The organism is Herbaspirillum sp. GCM10030257 (assembly GCF_042666555.1).
Classification (GTDB): Bacteria; Pseudomonadota; Gammaproteobacteria; order Burkholderiales; family Burkholderiaceae_D; genus Noviherbaspirillum.
Genome location: NZ_JBHTDH010000001.1, coordinates 169,956 through 191,416, shown reverse-complemented (window position 1 = coordinate 191,416; position 21,461 = coordinate 169,956). Strand labels below are relative to the sequence as shown.

The window sequence follows — 21,461 nt, the reverse complement described above, 5'->3', positions numbered from 1 at the left end:
AATGCGTCGGCGAAGTTCTTTGCGGATGTCGAACCCGAACATCGACTGAGGTTTGGTCGACCATCGTTTAGGTACTGGCGAGTTGGCATCCGGCCGCAAGGTGTTGCTTTTTAGTGCTGTTGCTGCAGGTATGTGCGATGTATCACACTGCGGAAATTAAAGCGTCCTTATACTGAAGCTACAGTGCAACGTGCACTATTCGGATCTGGAACGTGGGACAAGTTATGGAAAATATGCTGCAAGACCAATCGCGAGCGGCCCGCCGTGCCGCATTGTTTCACCTGCGCCGCATGCAGACGGCAGCTTGTGTCGGCGCAACCATTAGTGCCGGTCTGGTAGTCCTGGTACTCAAAGCTATCTGACGCGGCAATTCATTGCGCCGGTGTGAAAGCCGCCGGCGCAATTTCAGATCACTGCATGCCGACCAGCCGTGTTGCGTTAATGTCCCATGTCCTTTTACAAGGCGCGCTTTGCATCAGAACAAGTTTCAGGAAGGCGTGAGAAAATGGCATCTTTGATGCATTTTCCGTAGCTTACTGTTTTGATGATCCGCTATCGTTTTCTCGACCTGCTGAAGGTCGTTGCCTTTAATCTCATCGTTTTTCATCATTTGGTTTTTTATGGCCCGATGGCCGATCACGTCAAGCCTGTCTTGCCCGATCTGATGGCATGGCTGGAAGGGCCTGCACGCATCGCTGTCCAGGTATTTCTTGTTGTCGGCGGATTCCTGGCTGCCAAATCCCTGACCGCAGGCGGTAACGTCGGCCGCATACAAGCCATGCAACTGGTGGTACGCCGCTACATCAAGCTGGTTCCTCCCTTTCTGGTAGCCATGGTTGCAGCGGTAGCTGCTTCGCGTCTGGCCTCGCTGTGGATGGAACATTATTCGCTGACCGCCATGCCGACCTGGTTTCAGCTTGCCACCCATGGCCTTTTGTTGCATGGCGTACTCGGTGTCGAGTCCCTGTCGGCTGGCGCCTGGTATGTCGCAATCGATTTCCAGTTGTACTTCGCGTTAGTCATGCTGCTCAAGTTGTCAGCCTGGATGGGGAAAAACGGCAATGTGCGCCAAGTGCAGCATGCGCTGGTTGCGTTGGGTGTAGCAGCCTCGCTCTTTTATTTCAATTGTGATCCGGCATGGGATAACTGGGCGCCGTATTTTTTTGGAAGCTATGGATTGGGTGCGCTTGCATGGTGGGCATCGCAAGCGGCACGTGAAGGAAAAAGTGCAATGATGCTGGTTGGCGCAATGATCCTGTTAGGCGGTTTGGCGCTGGAAATCGAATTCCGTAGCCGCATCGCGGTTTCCCTGGCAATTTCGCTCGCACTGTTTGCGGTATATCGTTACCGGCAGTCGGTGACAGGGTGGAACATTCCATTGCTCAACTACCTGGCGCGTATTTCGTATGGTGTTTTCTTGATGCATTTCCCGGTATGCGTACTGGTCAATGCCGTGTTCACGCATTGGGGTAGCCCATCGCCGTTAGTGCAGGGAGGGGGAATGTTATTCGCATGGATGACAAGCATTCTGGCAGGCGCGCTGTTCCATCACTTTATCGAAATCCCGCTGGGCCGCCTGATCGCCCTGCCACCGAGGATCGATGTCAAGTCCGGACATCGTCCGGAGGTTGTTTCCTGAACCTGGCGCGGATTTGTCCTTGGTTACCTGTCGTCTTTCGTGATCCATGCGCCGACGACGCCGGCGAAAAGAATCAGCGTACCGACCACCAGGGAAATGGCGGCGGCAAGTGTCGCATCCACATACAGCGCGCTTGCTGCGCCGCACAGCACGACAATGCCAACCATCTGCATCAGCCGGTATTCCCTGCGTTCCATTGCAATTCACTTTCAATATGCATAAAGATGCAATTAGACCTTGCTTTGGCGTCGCAGGGTACCCCATAAGCATGGGACAGAGTTTGTCCTACAACCGGCAGCCACCATGTAAGCGCCTGCCGGTTATGCTTATGTGCAGATGATCATGGCATCAGGGCTGGGCCGGATCATCCGGGTCCTGGTCGGCAGGACGCAATTTCTGCATGTCTTCACGGTTGATACGATGCGGGCGGTGCGGATCCATGCCGGGTTCGTCTCGCGGAAGCATGTGCTGATCGCCGGATTGTTTTTGCTGCGTTTCAAAACGATCGGCTGTCTGGGTTCGATCGCGATTGGGATTGCTCATCTTCATCATGAACTCCTTCTGCTAGCGTGGATGGCGATGCAAAGTCTCTGTGTCGCACGCCGCCGTCACGCGTGAATTGCACGTCAATGTTGAACGCGAGAGTGTTTAGAGGATGAGAAACCGGCCAAGTTCTGTACGATTGAAGGGCGTGCCGATGTCGTTCGGATGTCGTACCGACCTGTGCCACAATGGAAGCTTGGCTGCAAACAAGATCGTCTGTCGCCAGAAACAAAGTACCTGGATAAAGGAGACCGCAGACCCATGGCTATCCATTTCGACCTGACAGACTTGCGCCTCTTTGTACATATCGCCGAAGAGAACAGCTTGACACGCGGTGCCGAGCGGTCACACATGTCATTGCCGGCGGCTAGCACCCGCATTAAGAATCTGGAAGACAGCGTTGGCTCCAAGCTGTTGATCCGCGCCAGCCAGGGTGTGACCCTGACACCGCCCGGCCAGGCCTTCCTGCATCATGCGCGGCTGGTGTTACAGCAACTGGAATACCTGCGTAGCGAACTGCAGGAATATGCCCAGGGCATGAAAGGCCATGTACGCGTGTTTGCCAATACCACGGCCATCACGGAATTTCTTCCCGCTATCCTGTCGTCATTTCTCGCAAGCCATCCTGATGTCAGCGTGGATCTGCGTGAACGCCTGAGTCAGGATATCGTGCGGGCGGTCAGCGAAGGCAAGACCGATATAGGGATCGTTGCCGGCAATGTGCGCACCGAGGGACTCGAGGTGCTGCCTTATCACGAAGACCGCCTGGTACTGGTCACGGCGATGAATCATCCTCTGGCAAAAATTGAAGTCATCGATTTCGAAAAAACGCTGGAATACGATCACGTCGGGCTGCATGAGTCGAGCGCTATCCACGCCTTCGTCAAACAGGCGGCAGGTGCCTTGAGCAAGACGCTCAAGACCCGCATACAGGCGGGTAACTTCGAGGCGGTATGCCGCATGGTCGAGGCCAACGCAGGTATCGGCGTGCTGCCTGAAACCTCCGCGCGCCGCCATGCGAAAACCATGGCGATCCATATTGTGCAGTTGACCGATGAGTGGGCATTGCGGAAGTTGCAGATATGTATGCGCAGCCGCCACCTGCTGCCGCAGTTTGCGCGTGAACTGGTGGAGTTGCTTGAAGCGGATGCCGCGGCTTGACCAGACGACGCGATCGTACGGGTAACGATGCGGCATTACCGTCATGATGAGACGGCAGCCGCGTATGTACTCGCAGCTCGAACACTTCCCGCAGGTTAAGTAGAGCAAAAGTCCTGCTTCCAAATTCAAGAATTGTCGTCCTGCCTGCTATGGCGCACACTAGCCCGGTAATGAAATTCCGGGCTGGTATTGCGCAATGTCTGACCATCCTTGCCATCGTCAATGGTCGCGCCACGCCCTGGGTTCTCTTGTTTTTTCTTGCCACCCGATCGCAAAGCCGAGACCAGTATGAACATGCCCTACCTGCGCGAATGGCTGGGACGAACCGAATCGCGTTCTGACCAGGTAACAGCAACGCCGATCGCCGCCCTGTCGGCGACGCTTGACCGCGATGATGCGGCGCCAAAAAACGGCGACGTGCTTCCCGCGCTATGGCATTGGCTGTATTTCCTGCCGCTGCATCGGCAATCCGAACTCGGACCTGACGGTCATGCGGAACGTGGCGGCTTTCTGCCGCCAGTGCCGTTGCCGCGCCGCATGTGGGCCGGCGGACGATTGCGGTTCCACCAGCCTTTGCGCGTTGGCGAAGCGATCTCGCGCGAATCGCAGATCGTTGATGTCAGTCACAAGGAAGGCCGCTCCGGTTCGCTGGTGTTTGTGCTGGTACGGCATGAAATCAGTCATCCCGCCGGAATCGCCATTACCGAAGAACACGACATCGTGTACCGCGATACACCCAGGCCCGGCGATCCCCTGCCCAAGCCGCAGGCCGCTCCTGCAGATCATGCGTGGTCGCGCGAGATCCATCCTGACGATGTGCTGTTGTTCCGCTACTCCGCGCTGACCTTCAACGGACATCGCATTCATTACGACCGTCGCTATGTCACTGAAGTTGAAGGCTACCCGGGACTGATCGTCCACGGGCCACTGATCGCGACACTGCTGATGGATCTGTTGCGCCGCAATATGCCAGACCGCACGGTACAGCAATTCTCATTCCGTGCGGTGAAGCCTGTCTTCGATATTGCCTCGTTCTCCGTTTGCGGACGCCCGGAAGACGATGGCAAGACCGTGCGCCTGTGGGCAAAGGATGCCGACGGCTGGCTCACCATGGAAGCCAGCGCCACACTGGACTGACGTTTTTTATAGAGCACTATCGAGCACGACTGAGCAAACCGCCTTGACAGGAAAGAACCCGCCATGCTGCATGCCCCGGACCAATACCAGGATATACGTGATGCCGTACGCGCGCTGTGCGCCGAATTCCCCGCCGAGTATTTCCGCAAGATCGATGAAGCGCGCGGTTACCCGGAGGACTTCGTCAATGCGCTGACCAAGGCCGGATGGCTTGCCGCGCTGATACCGCAGGAATACGGCGGCTCCGGCCTCGGTCTGACCGAAGCATCGGTCATCATGGAAGAGATCAATCGTTCCGGCGGCAACTCGGGCGCCTGCCACGGCCAGATGTACAACATGGGAACCTTGTTGCGTCATGGTTCTCCACGCCAGAAAAGTGACTACCTGCCAAAGATCGCCAGCGGTGAACTGCGCCTGCAATCGATGGCGGTGACCGAACCGACTACCGGCACCGACACCACCAAGATCAAGACCACCGCCGTCAAAAAAGGCGATCGTTACGTCATCAACGGTCAGAAGGTCTGGATATCGCGCGTACAGCATTCCGACTTGATGATCCTGCTTGCCCGCACAACGCCGCTCGCCGAAGTCAAAAAGAAATCGGAAGGCATGTCAATCTTCGTGGTCGATCTGCGCGACGCCATCGGCAAGGGCTTATCGGTGCAGCCTATCCTCAATATGGTCAATCATGAGACCAATGAACTGTTCTTCGAGAACCTGGAAATCCCGGAAGAGAACCTGATCGGTGAAGAAGGAAAGGGATTCAAGTACATCCTCGATGGCCTGAATGCCGAGCGCACCCTGATTGCGGCCGAATGCATCGGCGACGGTTACTGGTTCATCGACAAGGTGACTAAATATGTCAATGAACGCATGGTCTTTGGCCGGCCAATCGGACAGAACCAGGGCGTGCAGTTTCCAATTGCGAAGGCCTACGTCAACCTGGAGGCGGCGAACCTGATGCGCTTTAAGGCATGCCAGCTCTTTGACGCGCATCAGGCTTGCGGGGCGGAAGCCAACATGGCGAAAATGCTTGCCGCCGATGCATCATGGGAAGCGGCCAATGCCTGCCTGCAGTTCCATGGCGGTTTCGGCTTCGCCTGCGAATACGATGTCGAACGCAAGTTCCGCGAGACGCGTCTCTATCAGGTCGCACCGATTTCCACCAACCTCATCCTCTCGTATGTGGCCGAGCATATCCTCGGACTGCCACGCTCGTTTTAAGGAGATTGCATGCGTCCCCTGGAAGGCATTACCGTCGTCACGCTCGAACATGCGATCGCAGCGCCATTCTGTACCCGCCAGCTTGCCGATCTGGGTGCCCGCGTCATCAAGGTCGAGCGTCCCGGCGTCGGCGATTTTGCACGTGCTTATGACACACGCGTCAATGGGCTGGCGTCGCATTTCGTCTGGACCAATCGTTCCAAGGAAAGTCTGACGCTCGACGTCAAGCACCCGGAAGCCGAAATCATTTTGCACAAACTGCTGGAGACCGCCGATGTGCTGGTGCAGAATCTCGCTCCCGGTGCCGCAGAGCGACTCGGCCTGTCGTACGACGCATTGAAGGAGCACTACCCACGCCTGATCGTGTGCGATATCTCCGGCTATGGCGCCGATGGCCCTTACCGTGACAAGAAAGCCTACGACCTCTTGATCCAGAGCGAGTCCGGTTTTCTGTCAATTACCGGCACCAGTGATGATCCGGCGAAGGCAGGCTGCTCGATCGCCGATATTTCGGCCGGCATGTACGCGTATTCCAATATTCTGGCGGCGCTGATCCAGCGCGGCAAGACGGGGCAAGGGTGCAACATCGATGTCTCCATGCTTGAAAGCATGGTGGAATGGATGGGCTATCCGCTGTACTACGCCTATGACGGTGCCGCACCGCCGCCGCGCGCAGGCGCATCGCATGCGACGATCTACCCCTACGGGCCTTTCCCGGCAGGCGATGGCAAGACCGTGATGCTCGGCCTGCAAAATGAACGTGAGTGGGCCGTTTTCTGCAGCAAGGTCTTGCAGCAGCCGCAACTCGCCACCGATGCGCGTTTCGCGACCAATTCAGCACGCAGCGCCGCACGTGATGAACTGCGCGCCATCATCGTTGATGTCTTTTCCACACTGAGCGGCGAGCAGGTGATCGCACGTCTGGATGACGCACAGATCGCCAACGCGCAGCTCAATGACATGCACGATGTCTGGCAGCATCCGCAGCTGAAAGCGCGCAAACGCTGGGTCGACGTCGCTACACCTAATGGTGTCGTGCCGGCCCTGCTGCCGCCGGGCATACCGGACAGTTACAGCTCACGCATGGATGCAGTGCCGGCGCTGGGCCAGCATACCGACGCGATCCTGAAGGAGCTGGGTTATAACGACAAGGCGCTCGCCGAATTGCGCGAAGGCAGGGCAATCTGATGATGCATGAGAGCGAGTCCAGGCGTCACAACGCACCCCGCAACAAGCGACCCATACGCACTATCTATTGACCAGACAACCTATCGCACAGGAAGCCACCATGACACAGCATTCGAGCGAAACACTTGCCACCTTCGCCGCCACGCTACGGTTTGAAGACATTCCCGAGACCGTCGTACGGCGCGCAGAAGACCTATTCCTTGATTGGTTCGGCTCAGCACTGGCTGGCAAGGGTGCGCGTCCGGTAGAGGCCATAGAACGCTTCGCCACCACGATGGGGCCGGGCGGCGATGCCGAAGTCCTGATATCACGTCGCAAGACCACACCGCTGTTTGCTGCCATGGTCAATGCCGCGTCGTCGCATTTTGCCGAGCAGGATGATGTGCATAACGGATCGGTATTCCATCCTGCGGCAGTGGTGTTTCCGCCGGTGCTGGCAGTGGCGCAAGCACTGGGCAGTTCCGGGCGTGACTTGCTGGTGGCCGCGGTGGCCGGCTATGAAGTCGGCATTCGCGTCGGCGAATTCCTCGGGCGTTCGCACTATCGGATCTTTCATACCACCGGCACCGCCGGCACCGTCGCCGCAGCAGCAGCAACCGGTCGCCTGCTGAACCTGTCGCCGGAGCAGATGCTGCACGCATTCGGCTCGGCGGGTACGCAGGCAGCGGGACTGTGGGAATTTTTACGCGATGCGGCGGACTCGAAGCAGTTGCATACCGCGCACGCTGCTGCTGCCGGTCTGACTGCCGCCTACCTCGCGAAGGATGGCTTTACCGGCGCAAGGCATATTCTCGAAGGCCCGCAAGGACTGGCGGCCGGCATGTCAAAGGATGCGGACCCGGCACGCCTGACCGATCGCCTCGGCCAGCGCTGGGCGCTGGCCGAGACGTCGTTCAAGTTCCATTCCTCATGCCGGCATACCCATCCGGCCGCCGATGCCTTGCTGCAGGTAGTGCAGGAACACCAACTCAGGCCCGAGCAGATCGCACGCGTTACCGCGCATGTGCACCAGGGCGCCATCGACGTGCTGGGGCCGGTAGTCGATCCGCAGACGGTGCACCAGGCAAAATTTTCCATGGGTACCGTGCTGGGTCTGATCGCAGAGTTCGAACAGGCCGGCATGAAGGAATTTGAACATGAGTTCAGGCAACCCCGCATCGCCGCGTTTCGTGACAAGGTGAGCATGCAGCTCGACAGTGAAGTCGACACGGCTTACCCGGTACGCTGGATCGGCAAGGTGACCGTGGAAACCAGCGATGGCCGCACGCTGAACGGTCGCGTCGATGAGCCGAAAGGTGATCCCGGCAATACCTTGTCGCGTGAAGAACTGGAACAAAAGGCATTGCGACTGGCTGACTTTGGCGGCGCTGCCAGCGAGGTGGAAATGCGCACCGCATTTTCTCGGATATGGAATCTGGCGCGCACAGAACGTGTCGGCCGCTGCTTTGACTGACATGCGATTGAAAGCCCCGATACCATGCCTTCCACATCGTTGATCGCACGTTCTTACCTGTTTGTACCCGGCAACCGTCCCGAGCGTTTCGACAAAGCCTGCGCCGCCGGCGCCGATGCCGTCATCATCGATCTGGAGGACGCCGTCCCTCCGGCCGACAAGGACCAGGCGCGTGCCGCCGTCGCCAGTTGGTTGTCACCTGACAGGGATGTGCTGATCCGACTCAACAGCGCGGACACGGAGTGGTTCGCAGCCGATCTGGGCTTGTGCGGAAAAGCCGGAGTTGCCGGTATCGTTCTGCCCAAGGCTGAGCGCACCGAAGACCTTGAGCGCGTTACCGCTCAGGGGGCAAAAGCGGTACTGCCCCTGATCGAAACCGCACAGGGCTTCGCACATGCCGGTGCGTTGTCGAAGGTCGCAGGCGTACAGCGACTGATGTTCGGCTCGATCGACTTCCAGCTCGACATGGGCATCGACGGCGAAGGAGAGGAATTGCTTTACTTCCGTTCGCAACTGGTCTTGCTGTCAAGGCTTGCCGGCATACAGCCGCCAGTGGATGGCGTGACTGTTGCCATTGATGATGCTGCCCAACTTCACGTCGATACCTTGCGCGCGCGCCGTCTCGGATTTGGTGGCAAGCTATGCATTCATCCACGCCAGCTGCCGGTCGTAGGTGATGCTTTTTATCCGGGTGCCGACGAAATTGCATGGGCTGAACGAGTGCTTGAAGCGGCATCGCGCGCCAACGGTGCTGCAATAGCGCTGGATGGAAAGATGATCGACCTGCCGGTCATTCGCAAGGCGCAGGATATTGCTGCCGAGGCAGCACGCAGGTAGATTACCTGTTACGCAGATCGCGCAGCAGCGTCGCCAGTAATGGCAGCGCTTGCTCGGAACGCTGTTCTACCTTCAACGACAGCAAAGGGTCGGCGCGCGTCTTGCCGATATTGATCGCTGCGATCGGCTTGCCTGCTTCCGCCGCCAGCTTGCACAGGCGATAGCCTGAGTGCACCATCAGCGATGATCCCACCACCAGGATGGCATCGGCATCGCTGACAGCCTGTTCGGCTTGTTCGGTGCGTGCACGCGGCACGCCATCGCCAAAGAACACCACATCCGGCTGTAATGTGCCTGTGCACGCCGGACAGTGCGGCAGCACGAAATCCGCAAGCGCTTCCGGCTCTAGATGGGCATCGCCGTCCGGAGCCGGAAGCGCCGTTGCATTGGCAAGGCCGGGATTGTGCTGTTCCAGTTGGGATTGAATCAGATGCCGTTCATGGAGCGCGCCGCAATCGAGACATGCAACACGATGTATGTTTCCGTGCAACTCGATCACATGCGAACTGCCGGCCAAGGAATGCAGGCCGTCAACGTTCTGGGTGACGATCACGGTATGTTTGACTGAAGTTTCAAGTGCGGCAATCGCCAGATGCCCGTCGTTCGGTTCCGCCTTTGCCAACAGGCGCCAGCCGACCATGGCCCGTGCCCAGTAACGCTTGCGGATGAATTGAGAATTTCGGAATTCAGGCCCCTGTATTGGTGCTCGTCCACGTCGGACGCCTTCGCTGTCACGGTAATCGGGAATGCCGGACGCGGTACTGATGCCGGCGCCGGTAAGCAGGAGGATGCGGGAGTGAGGGGCGAGCAGTTGCGCCAGTTCAAGCACGCCGTTGTCGGGCAGGGATATTGTGCTATCAGCCATGGCGGTCCTTGCCTGCATGCTGGCCCGTCATCCATATGTGTGCTGTGACACTGGGGCAACTCAGATTTGAAAGCGGATTCTGCATATCGCAGAAAGCTTACCCGAAGACGGGAAGTCTCGCCGCATGTCAGGTTCCTTGCCCTTGCAATGGCAAGGAACCGTACAGAATTGTGCGATTATCGTAATGCTCGCTTAATCACGTAAGCAATTCGCTAGATATCAAAAAACACGGTTTCCTCCGGCCCTTGCAGCTGTATATCAAACCGATATACTACCTGTCCGTCCTTCTCACTACGCTGCGCAATCAGGGTCTTGCGCCGTACTTCCCATTCAATCAGGTTCAGCACCGGGTCCTTCGCATTTGCATCGACCTCATCGGAAAAATACATGCGCGTATTCAGTCCGATATTGATGCCGCGCGCCACGATCCAGAAGTTGATATGCGGTGCCATGGGCCGGCCGTTACGACCTTCCACGACACCAGGCTTGATCGTGTCGAACGTGTAAATGCCGGTTTCGAAATCCGAACAGCCTCTCCCCCAGCCCCGGAAATCCTTATCCAGATCCTTGTTCTGCCGATCAGCGGGATGCTGGTACTTGCCTTGGGCATTGGCTTGCCAGATCTCTATCAGCACGTCGCGTACCGGCGTGCCGGAGCCGTCGATGACTCGGCCTTCAACGCGGATGCGTTCACCTCGGGTATCCGGCCCGATCAGTACATTGGTGAAGTTCTTTTCAAAAATATCGAAGCCGGCCTGCTTTGGCGCCAGGCCGATATGGACGTAGGGTCCTGCGGTTTGCGATGCGGTTTCCTTCAGCATCTCGATCTGGTTCGGCTTCATTTGCCGCCTCCCTGTACACGATTTTCAAAAAGCGTCGCGCGCGCCCCGCGCAGCACGATGTCGAAGCGGTACGCCAGGCTGTCGAGCTGGATGAAGGCGCCGCGATCCAGCGGCGCGATCAATCCGCGCACCGCTTCTTCATTGCCGATCGATTGCAGGATGGGACATTGTGCAATCAGAGGATCGCCTTCGAAATACATCTGCGTAATCAGGCGTTGCGCCCAGCCAGAGCCTGATACCGCATAGTGGATATGTGCCGGCCGCCAGTCATTGATGCGGTTGCGCCATGGATAGGGACCTGGTTTGATCGTGCGATAAAAGTAATAACCATTGGCATCGGTCAGCATGCGTCCGCAGCCGCCAAAATTGGGATCGATGGGCGCGATGTACTGATCCTTCTTGTGACGGTAGCGACCACCCGCATTGGCTTGCCACACCTCGACCAAAGCGTTCGGCACCGGGCGTCCAAATTCATCGAGCACATAGCCATGCACAACGATGCGTTCACCGATCGGCAAACCTTCCTTGGCGTAATTCATGATCAGGTCGTTGTCGAGCGGACCGAGTTCGTCCGGACTGAAAACCGGACCGGTGATTTCGGACAGCGAATTTTGCAACGATATCAGTGCATTCTTCGGCGAGCGCAGTACGCTGGTCTTGTATTGGGGCGTATAAGCCGGCGGATGCACGCTACGATCACGTTGCAGGTATTCGCCGAACTGGTCGAGCAGACCGGGCATGGTTTTCTCCTTCTGGAAAGTGGCCGTATGCGCAATGCGTCGCGTATTGAACCCACGAAGAGGATCCAACACGGTCATCAGCTGGACGACAAAGCCACAATGTATTGCTGAATATTTTTTATGTAAATTGAAAAAATGGCGTTACTTCCATAAAATAAAGTTATGGATAAACATGTTTTTCGCCAGCGCGTCCGTTTGCGGCACATACACTGCTTTCTTGCTGTCGCCGAAGAGGGCAATCTCGGCAAGGCAGCCGAGCGTCTTATGCTGACACAGCCAGCCGTATCGAAAACCTTGTCGGAACTGGAAGATATTGCCGCTTGCAAACTTTTCGAACGGAACCGCCAAGGTGCGCGCTTGACTCCCGAAGGAGAAAGCTTCCGTGTCCATGCACTGGGCGTGCTGGATGCACTCGATGCGGTTGGTAGCGCCATCGGACTGGCGCCGCAGCAGGAGAATCCGGTGGTGCGTATTGGCGTGCTGCCGAGCGTCGGTGCCGATCTCGTGCCGGCGGCGCTGCTCGAGTTCCGCAAGCTGCATCCGCATGCGCAGGTTGCCATCGACACCGCCGCCAACGCAGCCTTGCTGAATCAACTGAAGGCCGGTACCGTGGATCTGGTGATGGGACGCATGGCTGACCCCAATATGCTGATCGGCTTGTCGTTCGAGCTGCTGTATATCGAACCTTTATGTTTCGTGGTGCGCGCCGGTCATCCGCTGCTCGCAACGGCACCGCTCAAGCTCGCGGAAATCATGGCTTGTCCGGTCGTACTGTCGCCCAGGGGGACGATCCCACGTCACCATGCGGAGAGTTTTCTGCAATCGCGTGGCGCAACGATGCCCTTGCACTACACTGAAACCTTGTCCGTATCGCTTGCACGCCGCCTGGTAATGCAATCCGATACGGTCTGGCTGACGCCACTCGGCGCGGTGCGTCACGATATCGCCGAAGGCAGTCTGGCGCGTCTTGCGCTGCCCACGGAAGGCACTGAAGAGCCGGTTGGACTCTTTCATCGCAGCGATGCAAGTTTGTCCATGGCAGCGCGCGACCTGATCAATATTTTGCGTGCCGCCACCGCCGAGCGCAGGCCTCTGCTTCATGCCTGAAAAATCCATTGCTGCTCGCGTCGGCCGTGCCTATCCGGCTGTATCGACCAGGTTAAACGGCGCGTTTCCCAGCGCGTCGCTGTCTATCGGGATATAAGTTGTCAGCGTCGTGCCATTGCCGGGCGCGCTGGTAATGACAAACTTTCCATTGAGTGCATGAATGCGCTCCTCCACGCCGACCAATCCAAACGAATTGGCCGAATTGCGTGTTTCAGGATAGATGCCGATGCCGTTGTCGGTAATCTTCATGACCAGCTGTCCCGCCTCACGATACAACTCAATGACGACGTGCGTGGCCTTGGCATGACGGATCACGTTGGTGAGCGATTCCTGCAGGATGCGGAACAGCGAGGTCGCACGCGTATCGTCAAGATAAAACTCCTTCTCGCTCATCAGGAGATCGCATGTGATGCCGCTGCGGCGGCGGAACTCCGCGACCTGCCATTCGATCGCCGCGGTCAGTCCGAGGTCAAGTACGGCGGGCCGCAGATTGTTGATGATGGTGCGGATGGTCTTCACCGTCGCATCGAGATGGTTGAGTGCATCGCGCACCTTCTGATTGAGGCGCGGATGGGATTGCCCCGTGCGCGCATCCAGCATGGAAACATCGATGCGCAACGCCAGCAGGGTCTGGCCCAGTTCGTCATGGATTTCGCGGGCAATGCGTTTGCGTTCATCTTCCTTGACGCGGTCCTGGTGCGCGGTCAGCTCGCGTAACAACTCCTGCGAGCGCTTCAGGGCCTCCATCGTCTCCTTGCGCTCGGTGATGTCCATGATCGTTCCGCGCAGCAGGGCCTTGCCTTGCATATCGCTACCGAAGCGGACGATCGAATGCACCCATCGGACTGTGCCATCAAGCTGCACGATGCGGTGCTCATGATTGAATCCTTCATCACCTGGCTGGCCATTGATCAATCCCTTGCGCACGCGGTCCCTGTCTTCGGGATGAATCCGGGCTAGGAATTCCTGGTAGCGCAGCTTGTCGCGGGACTGGCTCATGCCAAATATCCGGTACGTTTCCGCGGACCAGCTCATGGCTTCGGACGCAGGGTCCATAGTCCAGCTACCCAGACGCGCCATGTGCTGCGCTTCGGCGAGGCTGGCCTCGCTGTTGCGCAAATCAGTCGTCATTTCCCGTGCCAGTTCTACGGCGCGCCGGCGCGCGGTCAGTAACGAATAATAAATACTGTACAGCAGTGTGCTGCCGAGCAGGCCGCCGATCAGCACGATCCAGGACAGGGAAACATCGAAGCCGTTGATCATGGCTGACCTGCGCGCCAGGATTTCCGCTTCCCATACGCGCGGGCCGACGGTCATTGATACCCGCTTGACAAACAGATCATCGGCGGAAGGATCGATCGCCGGAGACCGGTTCTCATCGGTTGAAGAAGCCGCGCTATCGAACATCAGATGTTGCGGATCCATGGTCCCGGCGGCGCGCTTTTCATCATCGCGACCCGTATCGAATATCCGGACCCGCATGGTGCTCAGCACTTTCTTGTCGATGGCTCCCAGCATCAGGCGATTGATATCGAAACCGGCGCCTACCGAACCATAGTAGGCGGCGCGCCGTTGCGCGACAGTCTTCACAGGCATGCCAAGTCGATACAGCGGCACGCGCATGGCCAGGCCGATATGCTGATTCGGTCCCGTAATATGAATCAGCCTGCCGGATGACACCAGTTGGCCGGTATCGCGCGACACCGCCAGTGCATTTGCCGCAATGCTGTTTGCCGCCATGTCGATCCCGAAAGACACGGCATTGGTTTCCATCGGTTCGATATAGGTCAGTACGTTGTATTCCTTGCGTTCGCCTGCCGGTTTGATGGCGAAGGCCGGATAACCTACCGACGAAATGCTGGTATCGCGGCGTACCGATGCTTCAAAGGCGCGTTTGTCAGCCCCGGCGACGTACTGTGCAAAATTGAGATTGGTAATGCCGGGAAAACTGCTGTCGAGCTTGAGTTCGCGGACATAGGCGCGGAACTGTTCGCGTGTGATTTTTTCGTTGGTCTGGAACAGTGCCGCCGTGCCGCGTAAAACGTCGATGTACGAACGTACCCGGCTCTGCACCGCAGTCTGCGCATTGTCGGCAAGATAATCGAACTGGGACCGAGCTTTGTCATCCACAATCTGCACCACGAGCAGATGGAGCAAAAGCGAGATGGCAACGCCGAGCCACCAGACGGGAGACATGACGAGAGAAATCAGAAATCGGCGTGAAATGCTCATCTTGCTTTTTAATCCATTTGTTCGCCGTATCAGCCTTGCATGGCGCGATGACTACACGGCTGAGCGCACAAGTCACTCTTGTCCTTGACACGAGACTCATACGCATTAATGCAGTGTAACGGTTTTTTATGGCAAACCGTCATCAATGACACACTTGGTCACAGCGGTTTTTCAAGCTCGTGCGTATAACCAAAGCGTATATTGACACGAAGAAATACGCTATGCAAAAAGCTTGCGCTGGCTCAATTAAGTTACACGATTACAAGATTGTCTGCGTGCTACATTTTCCACGTTGCAAGACGCGTTGTGCTTCTTGTAAAGATAAACAACCAGACCTCCCGTTCACTCACTGCGAAAGGTGGCAGAACATGCATAAGCAAGCACACAACAAGACCCCGGAACAAATGATTGATGCCGTATTTGCATTGGATCTCGATGCAATCAAATTCAAGCTGATGGATGCCAAGGAAGGTCATGGCTGGAGCCGCGAAGAAGCCGACCGCCACGAGCTGGAATATCGTCGTTTTCTCGCACTGATCGCGAAGTACCCGGAGGAGGCGATTACGCCGAATAGCGACGTTGATAAATTCTGGCATGGGCACATCCTCGATACCATGAAATATGCGGAAGACTGTGCACATGTGTTCGGCTACTTCCTGCATCATTTTCCGTATTTCGGCATGCGTGACGACGAAGATGCCGCCAACCTGGCGGAAGCCGCAGCGCGGACGCGCCGCTTGTATGAACAGGAATTTGGCAAGACATCCGATGCAGCGCAGAGCTATTGCGCGCGGGTGACAAGTGAAGAGGGATCTTATTGCGCTCGTGTTGCGAGCCAAGGAGCTTCCTACTGCGCACGGGTGGCTGCTCCAGTGGAAGCATCCTACTGCGCACGTGTCGCTACCCCGGTTGAAGCATCCTACTGTGCACGCGTTGCCGCCCCGGTTGAGGACGCTACTTATTGCGCGCGTGTTGCGACCGGCTATTATGAATCGGCGCAACCAGCGTATTACGCAAAGATAGTCGGCAAGGGGCGTCCGGGCCTGGGTAGCGACAGGGCGTCTTAGTCAATGCATATTCAGTGAGCAGCGCATAGTCTGCCTCGGTACGGTTCCTTCTCCCCGCAACGGAGTGGGAATCGGCCGGCGCTTATGTGAGAGTCGCCGCACGCCTATAACGGCCTTTTTACCTGACCACTACCAGATTTCCTCCACTCGCTTTTGCCTGATACAAGGCCTGAAGCGCGCCCTCAGAGCCGCGTCTACTGCGGACACGCTCAAAATACACTTTTAGTTGCATCTCATCTTGCCCCCAGGAGCTACACGCTTCTTCTCCAGTATCCGGGCTGCGCATACACCGATTTCAGCATGTCAATAAAGAACCGTATCTTGGCGGGAAGATGACGTTGTTGAGGATACACCGCCATGATGTCGTAGTTGTCGAGCGCGTAGTCGTCGAGAACGGTGATCAGTTGCCCGGAAGCCAGTTCGCTCTGGATTTCCCAAGTCGAACGCCATGCCAGACCGAGACTTTCGCAGGCCCAGCGGTGCAGTAGTTCTCCATCGTTGCAGTCCAGGCTGCCGTTGACCTTGATGGTGACCGGCTTGCCATGCTGCTGGAAATACCAGCCGCGCTGCTGACCGCCTTGCAGGTTGAATGCCAGGCAATTGTGGTGTTCCAGGTCGTCGAGTGTGCGCGGGATGCCATTGCGTTCAAAGTATTCCGGGGTGCCGCAGACGACGCGGCGGTTGCTTGCCAGTTTGACCGCGACGAAATTGGGATCGATTGCGCCGCCGATGCGGATGCTGAGGTCGTAGCCTTCGCGTACCAGGTCGACGACGCGGTCGGTCAGGTTGAAAGAGATCTGGACGTCGGGGTTGGCGGCGATGAAGCCGGGGGCGTGCGGGGCGACGTGCTTGCGGCCGTAGGCAGCGGGGGCGGAAACGACCAGGTGACCGGTGGCCTTGTGACGGCCTTCCGAGATGATTTTTTCGGCGTGGTCGAGTTCATCCAGCAGTTTGCGGCAGTGGTCGAGGAAGACGGTGCCTTCTTCGGTGAGGGTGAGATGGCGGGTGGTGCGGTGCATCAGCTTTACGCCGAGGCGTTTTTCCAGGGCGTCTATGCGGCGGCCTAGCATGACGGGGGTGATGTTTTGCTCTAGGGCGGCGCGGGCGAGGCTGCCTTTTTCTACTACTTCTACGAAGGCTTCGATTTGTTTGAATTTGTCCATGGGGCTTTGGTTTGTTGTGTTGCTGGGGTTTTCGTTTCTTCGGTGAATCGGTGCTGTTAGCTCTTCGATCGGGCTTGCCGGGACTGGCCCCGGCGGGCCACCTTCTTTCTTTGCTTCGCCAAAGAAAGAAGGCAAAGAAAGGCGACCCCGGTTCGCCGCCCTTCGGGTTCCCAAAAGATCGCGGGCCAAAACGGGAAGCGAAACAAACTCGCCTGCGGCTCAGACAGGTTTCGCTTCTTTATCCGTTTTGGCCCGTGCTCTTTTGGCGTCTGCACAGGGGATTTTTTAAACCCATCCTCACCCTAACCCTCCCCTTACGCGGGCCGCCTTGAAGGGGAGGGAACTTCGGCTCGCTCGCTACGCATCGCGTTGCCGTTTTTCGTTTTTTTGGTGACACTGCCTTCTGCAGACGGTGATACAACCCTATCGCTCCCAACATCAAGAACGTTCCCTCCCTTTCAAGGGGAGGGCTAGGGTGGGGATGGGTTGAAAGAACTCCCTTCACCTGCACAGCCTTCCCAACCAGCAACCCCTTAACAGTGGCTGCACGCCGCGCTCCTGTTACCTAGCCATTATTCCATACTCAAAGTACCGAATACAACGATCGTTTATCGTCTTATCAATCTATCTGGTCGCCTATAGACTCGAGACATCAAAATTTCGACTGTTTATAGGAGGTTGTATGGCAAGAATGACCGCAGCGGAAGCGGCAGTGTATGTGCTGGAGAAGGAAGGCATGACGCAGGCCTTCGGTGTGCCGGGTGCGGCGATCAACCCGTTCTATGCGGCATTGCGCAAGCGGGGGAGCATCAAGCATATCCTCGCGCGCCACGTGGAGGGCGCTTCGCATATGGCTGAGGGCTATACACGTGCCAAGCCGGGCAATATCGGCCTGTGTATCGGTACCTCCGGGCCTGCAGGCACCGACATGATCACCGGCTTGTATTCGGCTCAGGCTGACTCCATTCCTATTCTCTGCGTGACCGGCCAAGCGCCGCGTGCGCGTCTGTACAAGGAAGATTTCCAGGCCGTGGACATTGAATCCATTGCCAAGCCTGTGACCAAATGGGCGGTCACAGTGCGCGAACCGGCGCTGGTGCCGCGCGTTTTCCAGCAGGCTTTCCACCTGATGCGCTCCGCACGTCCGGGTCCGGTGCTGATCGACCTGCCGTTCGATGTGCAGATGGCCGAGATCGAGTTCGATCCGGATACCTATGAGCCGCTGCCGGTCTACAAGCCGTCGGCGACCCGGGCGCAAGTCGAAAAAGCGCTGAACATGCTGAACGATGCTGATCGTCCATTGATCACGGCGGGTGGCGGCATCATCAACGCCAACGCGTCGGAGCTGCTGGTCGAATTCGCAGAAGTCACCGGCGTGCCCGTGATCCCGACCCTGATGGGATGGGGCACGATTGCCGATGACCATCCGCTGATGGCCGGCATGGTCGGCCTGCAGACCAGTCACCGTTACGGCAACGCCACCATGCTCGAATCCGACTTCGTGCTCGGCATCGGCAACCGCTGGGCGAATCGCCATACCGGCTCGGTCGATGTGTTTACCAAGGGACGTAAGTTCGTCCACGTCGATATCGAACCGACACAGATCGGCCGCGTATTTGGTCCTGACCTAGGCATTGTCTCCGATGCCGGCGCGGCGTTGAAACTCTTCGTCGAAGTTGCGAAAGAATGGAAGGCCGCGGGCAAGCTCAAGGACCGCAAGCAGTGGGTATCCGAATGCCAGGAACGCAAGCGCACCATGCTGCGGCGGACCAGCTTCGACAACGAGCCGATCAAGCCGCAACGCGTCTACGAGGAAATGAACCGTGCCTTCGGCCGCGAAACCTGCTACGTCAGCACCATCGGTCTGTCGCAGATCGCCGCCGCGCAATTCCTGCATGTGTACAAGCCGCGTAACTGGATCAACTGCGGTCAGGCGGGTCCCTTGGGCTGGACGATTCCGGCTGCGCTCGGTGTCTGCGCCGCTGATCCGGATCGTCCGGTTGTCGCGATTTCAGGCGATTACGATTTCCAGTTCATGATCGAAGAACTTGCCGTCGGTGCGCAATTCAAGCTGCCGTATCTGCACGTGGTGGTGAACAATTCCTACCTCGGCCTGATCCGCCAGGCGCAGCGCGGCTTCGATATGGATTACTGCGTGCAGCTGGCATTTGAAAACGTCAACGCGCCGGAACTCAACGGCTATGGCGTCGACCACGTCGCTGTCGTCGAAGGCCTGGGTTGCAAGGCGATTCGCGTTACCCGTCCGCAGGATATCCAGGATGCGTTCGGCCAGGCACGTGCGCTGATGCGGCAACACCGCGTGCCGGTCGTGGTCGAGATCATCCTCGAGCGCGTGACCAATATCTCGATGGGCACCGAGATCAATAACGTCAACGAGTTTGAAGAACTGGCAGAAAAGCCGGAGCATGCTCCGACCGCGATTGCCTTGCTGGATTAAGAGGAAGAGGAGGATACATGACAAAGTTAGCGGCCAACCTGACCATGCTGTTCAATGAACAGCCGTTCATGGATCGTTTCGAAGCGGCGGCGCGTGCCGGTTTTCGCGGCGTGGAATTTCTGTTTCCGTATGCTTTCCACGCCGACCAGATCGCCGACAAACTCAATGCATTCCAGCTTGACCTGGTGCTGCACAATCTTCCGGCAGGCAACTGGGACGCGGGCGAACGTGGCATCGCCTGCCATCCGGATCGCGTCGCTGAATTCAAGGAAGGTGTCGACGAAGCAATCCGTTATGCAAAAGTGCTCGGCACCAAGCAGCTCAACTGCCTGGTTGGCAAGGTGCCGCAAGGCGTGAGCCATGAGCAGGCACGCGAGACGGTGGTCAGCAATCTCAAGTATGCCGCCGATATGCTCAAGGAACACAATCTGCGTCTGCTGATAGAGCCGATCAACCACTTCGATATTCCCGGCTTCTTCCTGACCCGCACGCAACAGGCCGTGGACCTGATCCGCGACACCGGATCGAGCAATATCTATGTGCAGTACGATATCTATCACATGCAGCGCATGGAAGGCGAAATCGCCAATACCATCAAGGCCAACCGAGACATCATCAAGCATATCCAGCTTGCCGATAACCCGGGACGCTTCGAACCGGGCACGGGTGAAATCAACTATCGCTATCTGTTCAAGATGCTTGATGAAATCGGCTACGACGGCTGGATCGGTTGCGAATACAAGCCGCGTGCCGGTACCGTCGAAGGCCTCGGCTGGCGCGCTGCACACGGCGTATGACTCACGTTATAGAACATTAGAAAACCTTGGAGAACACAATGGCAAAAGTAGGCTTTATCGGATTGGGAATCATGGGCGCGCCAATGGCGGGTCACCTGCAGGCCGGCGGACATAAGCTGTATCTGCACGATCAAAAAAACCCGCCGTTTCAACTGATCGAAGGCGGCGCCACCGTCTGCACGTCCGGTGCTGAAGTCGCCAAGCGCGCCGACATCATCATTATCATGGTGCCCGACACACCGCATGTTGAAGCTGTACTGTTCGGCGAGAATGGTGTTGCCAGCGGTTTGACTGCAGGCAAGACAGTCGTCGACATGAGCTCGATTTCGCCGATCGCGACCAAGGGCTTTGCCAAGAAGATCAATGAACTTGGCTGTCAGTATCTGGACGCTCCTGTCTCCGGCGGCGAAGTCGGTGCAAAAGCCGCATCGCTGACCATCATGGTCGGCGGATCGGAGAGTGCCTTCAACGATGTGAAGCCTTTGTTTGAACTGATGGGCAAGAACATCACACTGGTCGGTGGCAACGGCGACGGCCAGACGACCAAGGTTGCCAACCAGATCATTGTTGCGCTGAACATCCAGGCCGTGGCGGAAGCGTTGCTGTTTGCCTCCAAGGCCGGCGCCGATCCGGCGCGTGTGCGGCAAGCGCTGATGGGTGGCTTTGCATCGTCGCGCATCCTGGAAGTGCATGGCGAACGCATGGTCAAACGCACCTTCAATCCGGGGTTCCGTATCGAACTGCACCAGAAGGATTTGAACCTGGCATTGCAGGGCGCGAAGGCGCTGGGCGTGTCGCTGCCGAACACCGCAACTGCGCAGGAATTGATGAATGCCTGTGCGGCGAACGGCATGAGCGGGCTGGATCACTCGGCTTTGTGCCGTGCGATCGAGTTGATGTCGAATCACGAGATTGCCAAAGGGTAAGAAGCGGAAAAGTTACGCTTCATGCTAGCTGGAGCCCGCTGATCGCCGCCTTCGTCCGCCAAGGGAGGAAGGTTCGCATGAA

Annotated in this window: 21 protein-coding genes; 14 read left to right on the top strand and 7 right to left on the bottom strand. The window is 57.5% G+C overall.

What is annotated here, in order from left to right:
- Positions 1 to 224: 224 nt before the first annotated feature.
- Together ACFQUU_RS00855 and ACFQUU_RS00850 are read left to right on the top strand one after the other, a co-directional pair.
- A complete protein-coding gene (locus ACFQUU_RS00855; protein WP_382241244.1) occupies positions 225 to 362 on the top strand; it encodes a hypothetical protein in 138 nt (45 codons plus the stop codon).
- A gap of 182 nt (positions 363 to 544) precedes the next feature.
- Positions 545 to 1,639 (top strand): acyltransferase family protein, encoded by a 1,095-nt coding sequence (locus ACFQUU_RS00850; protein ID WP_382242153.1) that lies wholly within the window; start codon positions 545 to 547, stop codon positions 1,637 to 1,639.
- Positions 1,640 to 1,662: 23 nt separating this feature from the next.
- On the opposite strand, the gene ACFQUU_RS00845 is transcribed toward ACFQUU_RS00850, so the two are convergent.
- Positions 1,663 to 1,836: a hypothetical protein gene (locus ACFQUU_RS00845; RefSeq protein ID WP_382241241.1), complete on the bottom strand. Its 174-nt coding sequence runs from the start codon at positions 1,834 to 1,836 to the stop codon at positions 1,663 to 1,665.
- Between the two features lie 145 nt (positions 1,837 to 1,981).
- Between ACFQUU_RS00845 and ACFQUU_RS00840 the strand changes: the two genes are divergently transcribed.
- Both ACFQUU_RS00840 and ACFQUU_RS00835 read left to right on the top strand, forming a co-directional pair.
- Positions 1,982 to 2,257 carry a hypothetical protein gene (locus tag ACFQUU_RS00840; protein WP_382241238.1) on the top strand — a complete coding sequence of 92 codons (276 nt, stop codon included), beginning with the start codon at positions 1,982 to 1,984 and terminating at the stop codon, positions 2,255 to 2,257.
- A 186-nt stretch (positions 2,258 to 2,443) separates the two neighbouring features.
- On the top strand, positions 2,444 to 3,343 hold the full coding sequence (locus ACFQUU_RS00835) for a LysR substrate-binding domain-containing protein (protein ID WP_382241235.1): 900 nt from the start codon (positions 2,444 to 2,446) through the stop codon (positions 3,341 to 3,343).
- Positions 3,344 to 3,468: 125 nt separating this feature from the next.
- Here the strand turns inward: ACFQUU_RS00835 and ACFQUU_RS00830 are convergent, their stop codons facing one another.
- A complete protein-coding gene (locus ACFQUU_RS00830; protein ID WP_382241233.1) occupies positions 3,469 to 3,639 on the bottom strand; it encodes a hypothetical protein in 171 nt (56 codons plus the stop codon).
- Here ACFQUU_RS00830 and ACFQUU_RS00825 point away from each other — a divergent pair.
- The 5 genes from ACFQUU_RS00825 to ACFQUU_RS00805 all read left to right on the top strand — a co-directional run bounded on the left by ACFQUU_RS00825 (position 3,632) and on the right by ACFQUU_RS00805 (position 9,182).
- Positions 3,632 to 4,480 (top strand): MaoC family dehydratase N-terminal domain-containing protein, encoded by an 849-nt coding sequence (locus tag ACFQUU_RS00825; protein ID WP_382241230.1) that lies wholly within the window; start codon positions 3,632 to 3,634, stop codon positions 4,478 to 4,480. The genes ACFQUU_RS00830 and ACFQUU_RS00825 overlap by 8 nt on opposite strands.
- 63 nt (positions 4,481 to 4,543) lie before the next feature.
- Positions 4,544 to 5,704: an acyl-CoA dehydrogenase family protein gene (locus ACFQUU_RS00820; RefSeq protein ID WP_382241227.1), complete on the top strand. Its 1,161-nt coding sequence runs from the start codon at positions 4,544 to 4,546 to the stop codon at positions 5,702 to 5,704.
- A gap of 9 nt (positions 5,705 to 5,713) precedes the next feature.
- On the top strand, positions 5,714 to 6,892 hold the full coding sequence (locus ACFQUU_RS00815; RefSeq protein ID WP_382241224.1) for a CaiB/BaiF CoA transferase family protein: 1,179 nt from the start codon (positions 5,714 to 5,716) through the stop codon (positions 6,890 to 6,892).
- Between the two features lie 100 nt (positions 6,893 to 6,992).
- Positions 6,993 to 8,345, top strand: a complete 1,353-nt coding sequence (locus ACFQUU_RS00810; protein ID WP_382241221.1) for an MmgE/PrpD family protein — start codon at positions 6,993 to 6,995, stop codon at positions 8,343 to 8,345.
- Between the two features lie 24 nt (positions 8,346 to 8,369).
- Positions 8,370 to 9,182, top strand: coding sequence for an HpcH/HpaI aldolase/citrate lyase family protein (locus ACFQUU_RS00805; protein ID WP_382241218.1), 813 nt, complete (start codon positions 8,370 to 8,372; stop codon positions 9,180 to 9,182).
- Between the two features lies 1 nt (position 9,183).
- Here ACFQUU_RS00805 and ACFQUU_RS00800 read toward each other — a convergent pair whose 3' ends face one another.
- The 3 genes from ACFQUU_RS00800 to pcaH form a co-directional block, all read right to left on the bottom strand.
- Positions 9,184 to 10,047, bottom strand: a complete 864-nt coding sequence (locus ACFQUU_RS00800) for an NAD-dependent protein deacetylase (RefSeq protein WP_382241215.1) — start codon at positions 10,045 to 10,047, stop codon at positions 9,184 to 9,186.
- 212 nt (positions 10,048 to 10,259) lie between these two features.
- Complete coding sequence (gene pcaG, locus ACFQUU_RS00795) at positions 10,260 to 10,889, bottom strand: protocatechuate 3,4-dioxygenase subunit alpha (RefSeq protein WP_382241212.1); 630 nt, start codon at positions 10,887 to 10,889, stop codon at positions 10,260 to 10,262.
- A complete protein-coding gene (gene pcaH, locus ACFQUU_RS00790) occupies positions 10,886 to 11,629 on the bottom strand; it encodes a protocatechuate 3,4-dioxygenase subunit beta (protein ID WP_382241209.1) in 744 nt (247 codons plus the stop codon). The genes pcaG and pcaH overlap by 4 nt, the downstream gene beginning before the upstream one ends.
- A gap of 162 nt (positions 11,630 to 11,791) precedes the next feature.
- On the opposite strand from pcaH, the gene pcaQ reads away from it, so the two are divergent.
- The gene (pcaQ, locus tag ACFQUU_RS00785; RefSeq protein WP_382241206.1) at positions 11,792 to 12,736 is read left to right on the top strand and encodes a pca operon transcription factor PcaQ; all 945 of its coding nucleotides are present in this window, start codon (positions 11,792 to 11,794) and stop codon (positions 12,734 to 12,736) included.
- A gap of 30 nt (positions 12,737 to 12,766) precedes the next feature.
- On the opposite strand, the gene ACFQUU_RS00780 is transcribed toward pcaQ, so the two are convergent.
- Positions 12,767 to 14,968, bottom strand: coding sequence for a CHASE domain-containing protein (locus ACFQUU_RS00780; RefSeq protein WP_382241203.1), 2,202 nt, complete (start codon positions 14,966 to 14,968; stop codon positions 12,767 to 12,769).
- A gap of 368 nt (positions 14,969 to 15,336) precedes the next feature.
- Here ACFQUU_RS00780 and ACFQUU_RS00775 point away from each other — a divergent pair, with 368 nt between their 5' ends.
- Positions 15,337 to 16,035: a glycine-rich domain-containing protein gene (locus ACFQUU_RS00775; protein ID WP_382241200.1), complete on the top strand. Its 699-nt coding sequence runs from the start codon at positions 15,337 to 15,339 to the stop codon at positions 16,033 to 16,035.
- 251 nt (positions 16,036 to 16,286) lie between these two features.
- Here ACFQUU_RS00775 and ACFQUU_RS00770 read toward each other — a convergent pair whose 3' ends face one another.
- Positions 16,287 to 17,198 carry a LysR family transcriptional regulator gene (locus ACFQUU_RS00770; RefSeq protein WP_382241198.1) on the bottom strand — a complete coding sequence of 304 codons (912 nt, stop codon included), beginning with the start codon at positions 17,196 to 17,198 and terminating at the stop codon, positions 16,287 to 16,289.
- 682 nt (positions 17,199 to 17,880) lie between these two features.
- On the opposite strand from ACFQUU_RS00770, the gene gcl reads away from it, so the two are divergent.
- The 3 genes from gcl to glxR are packed head-to-tail and all read left to right on the top strand — an operon-like array spanning position 17,881 to position 21,379.
- The gene (gene gcl, locus ACFQUU_RS00765) at positions 17,881 to 19,656 is read left to right on the top strand and encodes a glyoxylate carboligase (RefSeq protein WP_382241195.1); all 1,776 of its coding nucleotides are present in this window, start codon (positions 17,881 to 17,883) and stop codon (positions 19,654 to 19,656) included.
- A 17-nt stretch (positions 19,657 to 19,673) separates the two neighbouring features.
- Complete coding sequence (hyi, locus tag ACFQUU_RS00760; protein ID WP_382241192.1) at positions 19,674 to 20,453, top strand: hydroxypyruvate isomerase; 780 nt, start codon at positions 19,674 to 19,676, stop codon at positions 20,451 to 20,453.
- Between the two features lie 38 nt (positions 20,454 to 20,491).
- Positions 20,492 to 21,379, top strand: coding sequence for a 2-hydroxy-3-oxopropionate reductase (gene glxR / locus ACFQUU_RS00755; RefSeq protein ID WP_382241189.1), 888 nt, complete (start codon positions 20,492 to 20,494; stop codon positions 21,377 to 21,379).
- The last annotated feature ends 82 nt before the right edge of the window (positions 21,380 to 21,461 follow it).

What these genes read in the sequence shown, in the direction of transcription:
- ACFQUU_RS00780 (WP_382241203.1), bottom strand. Translation starts at nt 14,968, where the DNA reads ATGAGCATTTCACGCCGATTTCTGATTTCTCTCGTCATGTCTCCCGTC.
- ACFQUU_RS00855 (WP_382241244.1), top strand. Translation starts at nt 225, where the DNA reads ATGGAAAATATGCTGCAAGACCAATCGCGAGCGGCCCGCCGTGCCGCA.
- ACFQUU_RS00835 (WP_382241235.1), top strand. Translation starts at nt 2,444, where the DNA reads ATGGCTATCCATTTCGACCTGACAGACTTGCGCCTCTTTGTACATATC.
- pcaQ (WP_382241206.1), top strand. Translation starts at nt 11,792, where the DNA reads ATGGATAAACATGTTTTTCGCCAGCGCGTCCGTTTGCGGCACATACAC.
- ACFQUU_RS00815 (WP_382241224.1), top strand. Translation starts at nt 5,714, where the DNA reads ATGCGTCCCCTGGAAGGCATTACCGTCGTCACGCTCGAACATGCGATC.
- ACFQUU_RS00770 (WP_382241198.1), bottom strand. Translation starts at nt 17,198, where the DNA reads ATGGACAAATTCAAACAAATCGAAGCCTTCGTAGAAGTAGTAGAAAAA.
- ACFQUU_RS00830 (WP_382241233.1), bottom strand. Translation starts at nt 3,639, where the DNA reads ATGTTCATACTGGTCTCGGCTTTGCGATCGGGTGGCAAGAAAAAACAA.
- pcaG (WP_382241212.1), bottom strand. Translation starts at nt 10,889, where the DNA reads ATGAAGCCGAACCAGATCGAGATGCTGAAGGAAACCGCATCGCAAACC.
- ACFQUU_RS00810 (WP_382241221.1), top strand. Translation starts at nt 6,993, where the DNA reads ATGACACAGCATTCGAGCGAAACACTTGCCACCTTCGCCGCCACGCTA.
- ACFQUU_RS00850 (WP_382242153.1), top strand. Translation starts at nt 545, where the DNA reads ATGATCCGCTATCGTTTTCTCGACCTGCTGAAGGTCGTTGCCTTTAAT.
- glxR (WP_382241189.1), top strand. Translation starts at nt 20,492, where the DNA reads ATGGCAAAAGTAGGCTTTATCGGATTGGGAATCATGGGCGCGCCAATG.
- ACFQUU_RS00805 (WP_382241218.1), top strand. Translation starts at nt 8,370, where the DNA reads ATGCCTTCCACATCGTTGATCGCACGTTCTTACCTGTTTGTACCCGGC.
- gcl (WP_382241195.1), top strand. Translation starts at nt 17,881, where the DNA reads ATGGCAAGAATGACCGCAGCGGAAGCGGCAGTGTATGTGCTGGAGAAG.
- pcaH (WP_382241209.1), bottom strand. Translation starts at nt 11,629, where the DNA reads ATGCCCGGTCTGCTCGACCAGTTCGGCGAATACCTGCAACGTGATCGT.
- ACFQUU_RS00820 (WP_382241227.1), top strand. Translation starts at nt 4,544, where the DNA reads ATGCTGCATGCCCCGGACCAATACCAGGATATACGTGATGCCGTACGC.
- ACFQUU_RS00775 (WP_382241200.1), top strand. Translation starts at nt 15,337, where the DNA reads ATGCATAAGCAAGCACACAACAAGACCCCGGAACAAATGATTGATGCC.
- ACFQUU_RS00800 (WP_382241215.1), bottom strand. Translation starts at nt 10,047, where the DNA reads ATGGCTGATAGCACAATATCCCTGCCCGACAACGGCGTGCTTGAACTG.
- ACFQUU_RS00840 (WP_382241238.1), top strand. Translation starts at nt 1,982, where the DNA reads ATGGCATCAGGGCTGGGCCGGATCATCCGGGTCCTGGTCGGCAGGACG.
- ACFQUU_RS00845 (WP_382241241.1), bottom strand. Translation starts at nt 1,836, where the DNA reads ATGGAACGCAGGGAATACCGGCTGATGCAGATGGTTGGCATTGTCGTG.
- ACFQUU_RS00825 (WP_382241230.1), top strand. Translation starts at nt 3,632, where the DNA reads ATGAACATGCCCTACCTGCGCGAATGGCTGGGACGAACCGAATCGCGT.
- hyi (WP_382241192.1), top strand. Translation starts at nt 19,674, where the DNA reads ATGACAAAGTTAGCGGCCAACCTGACCATGCTGTTCAATGAACAGCCG.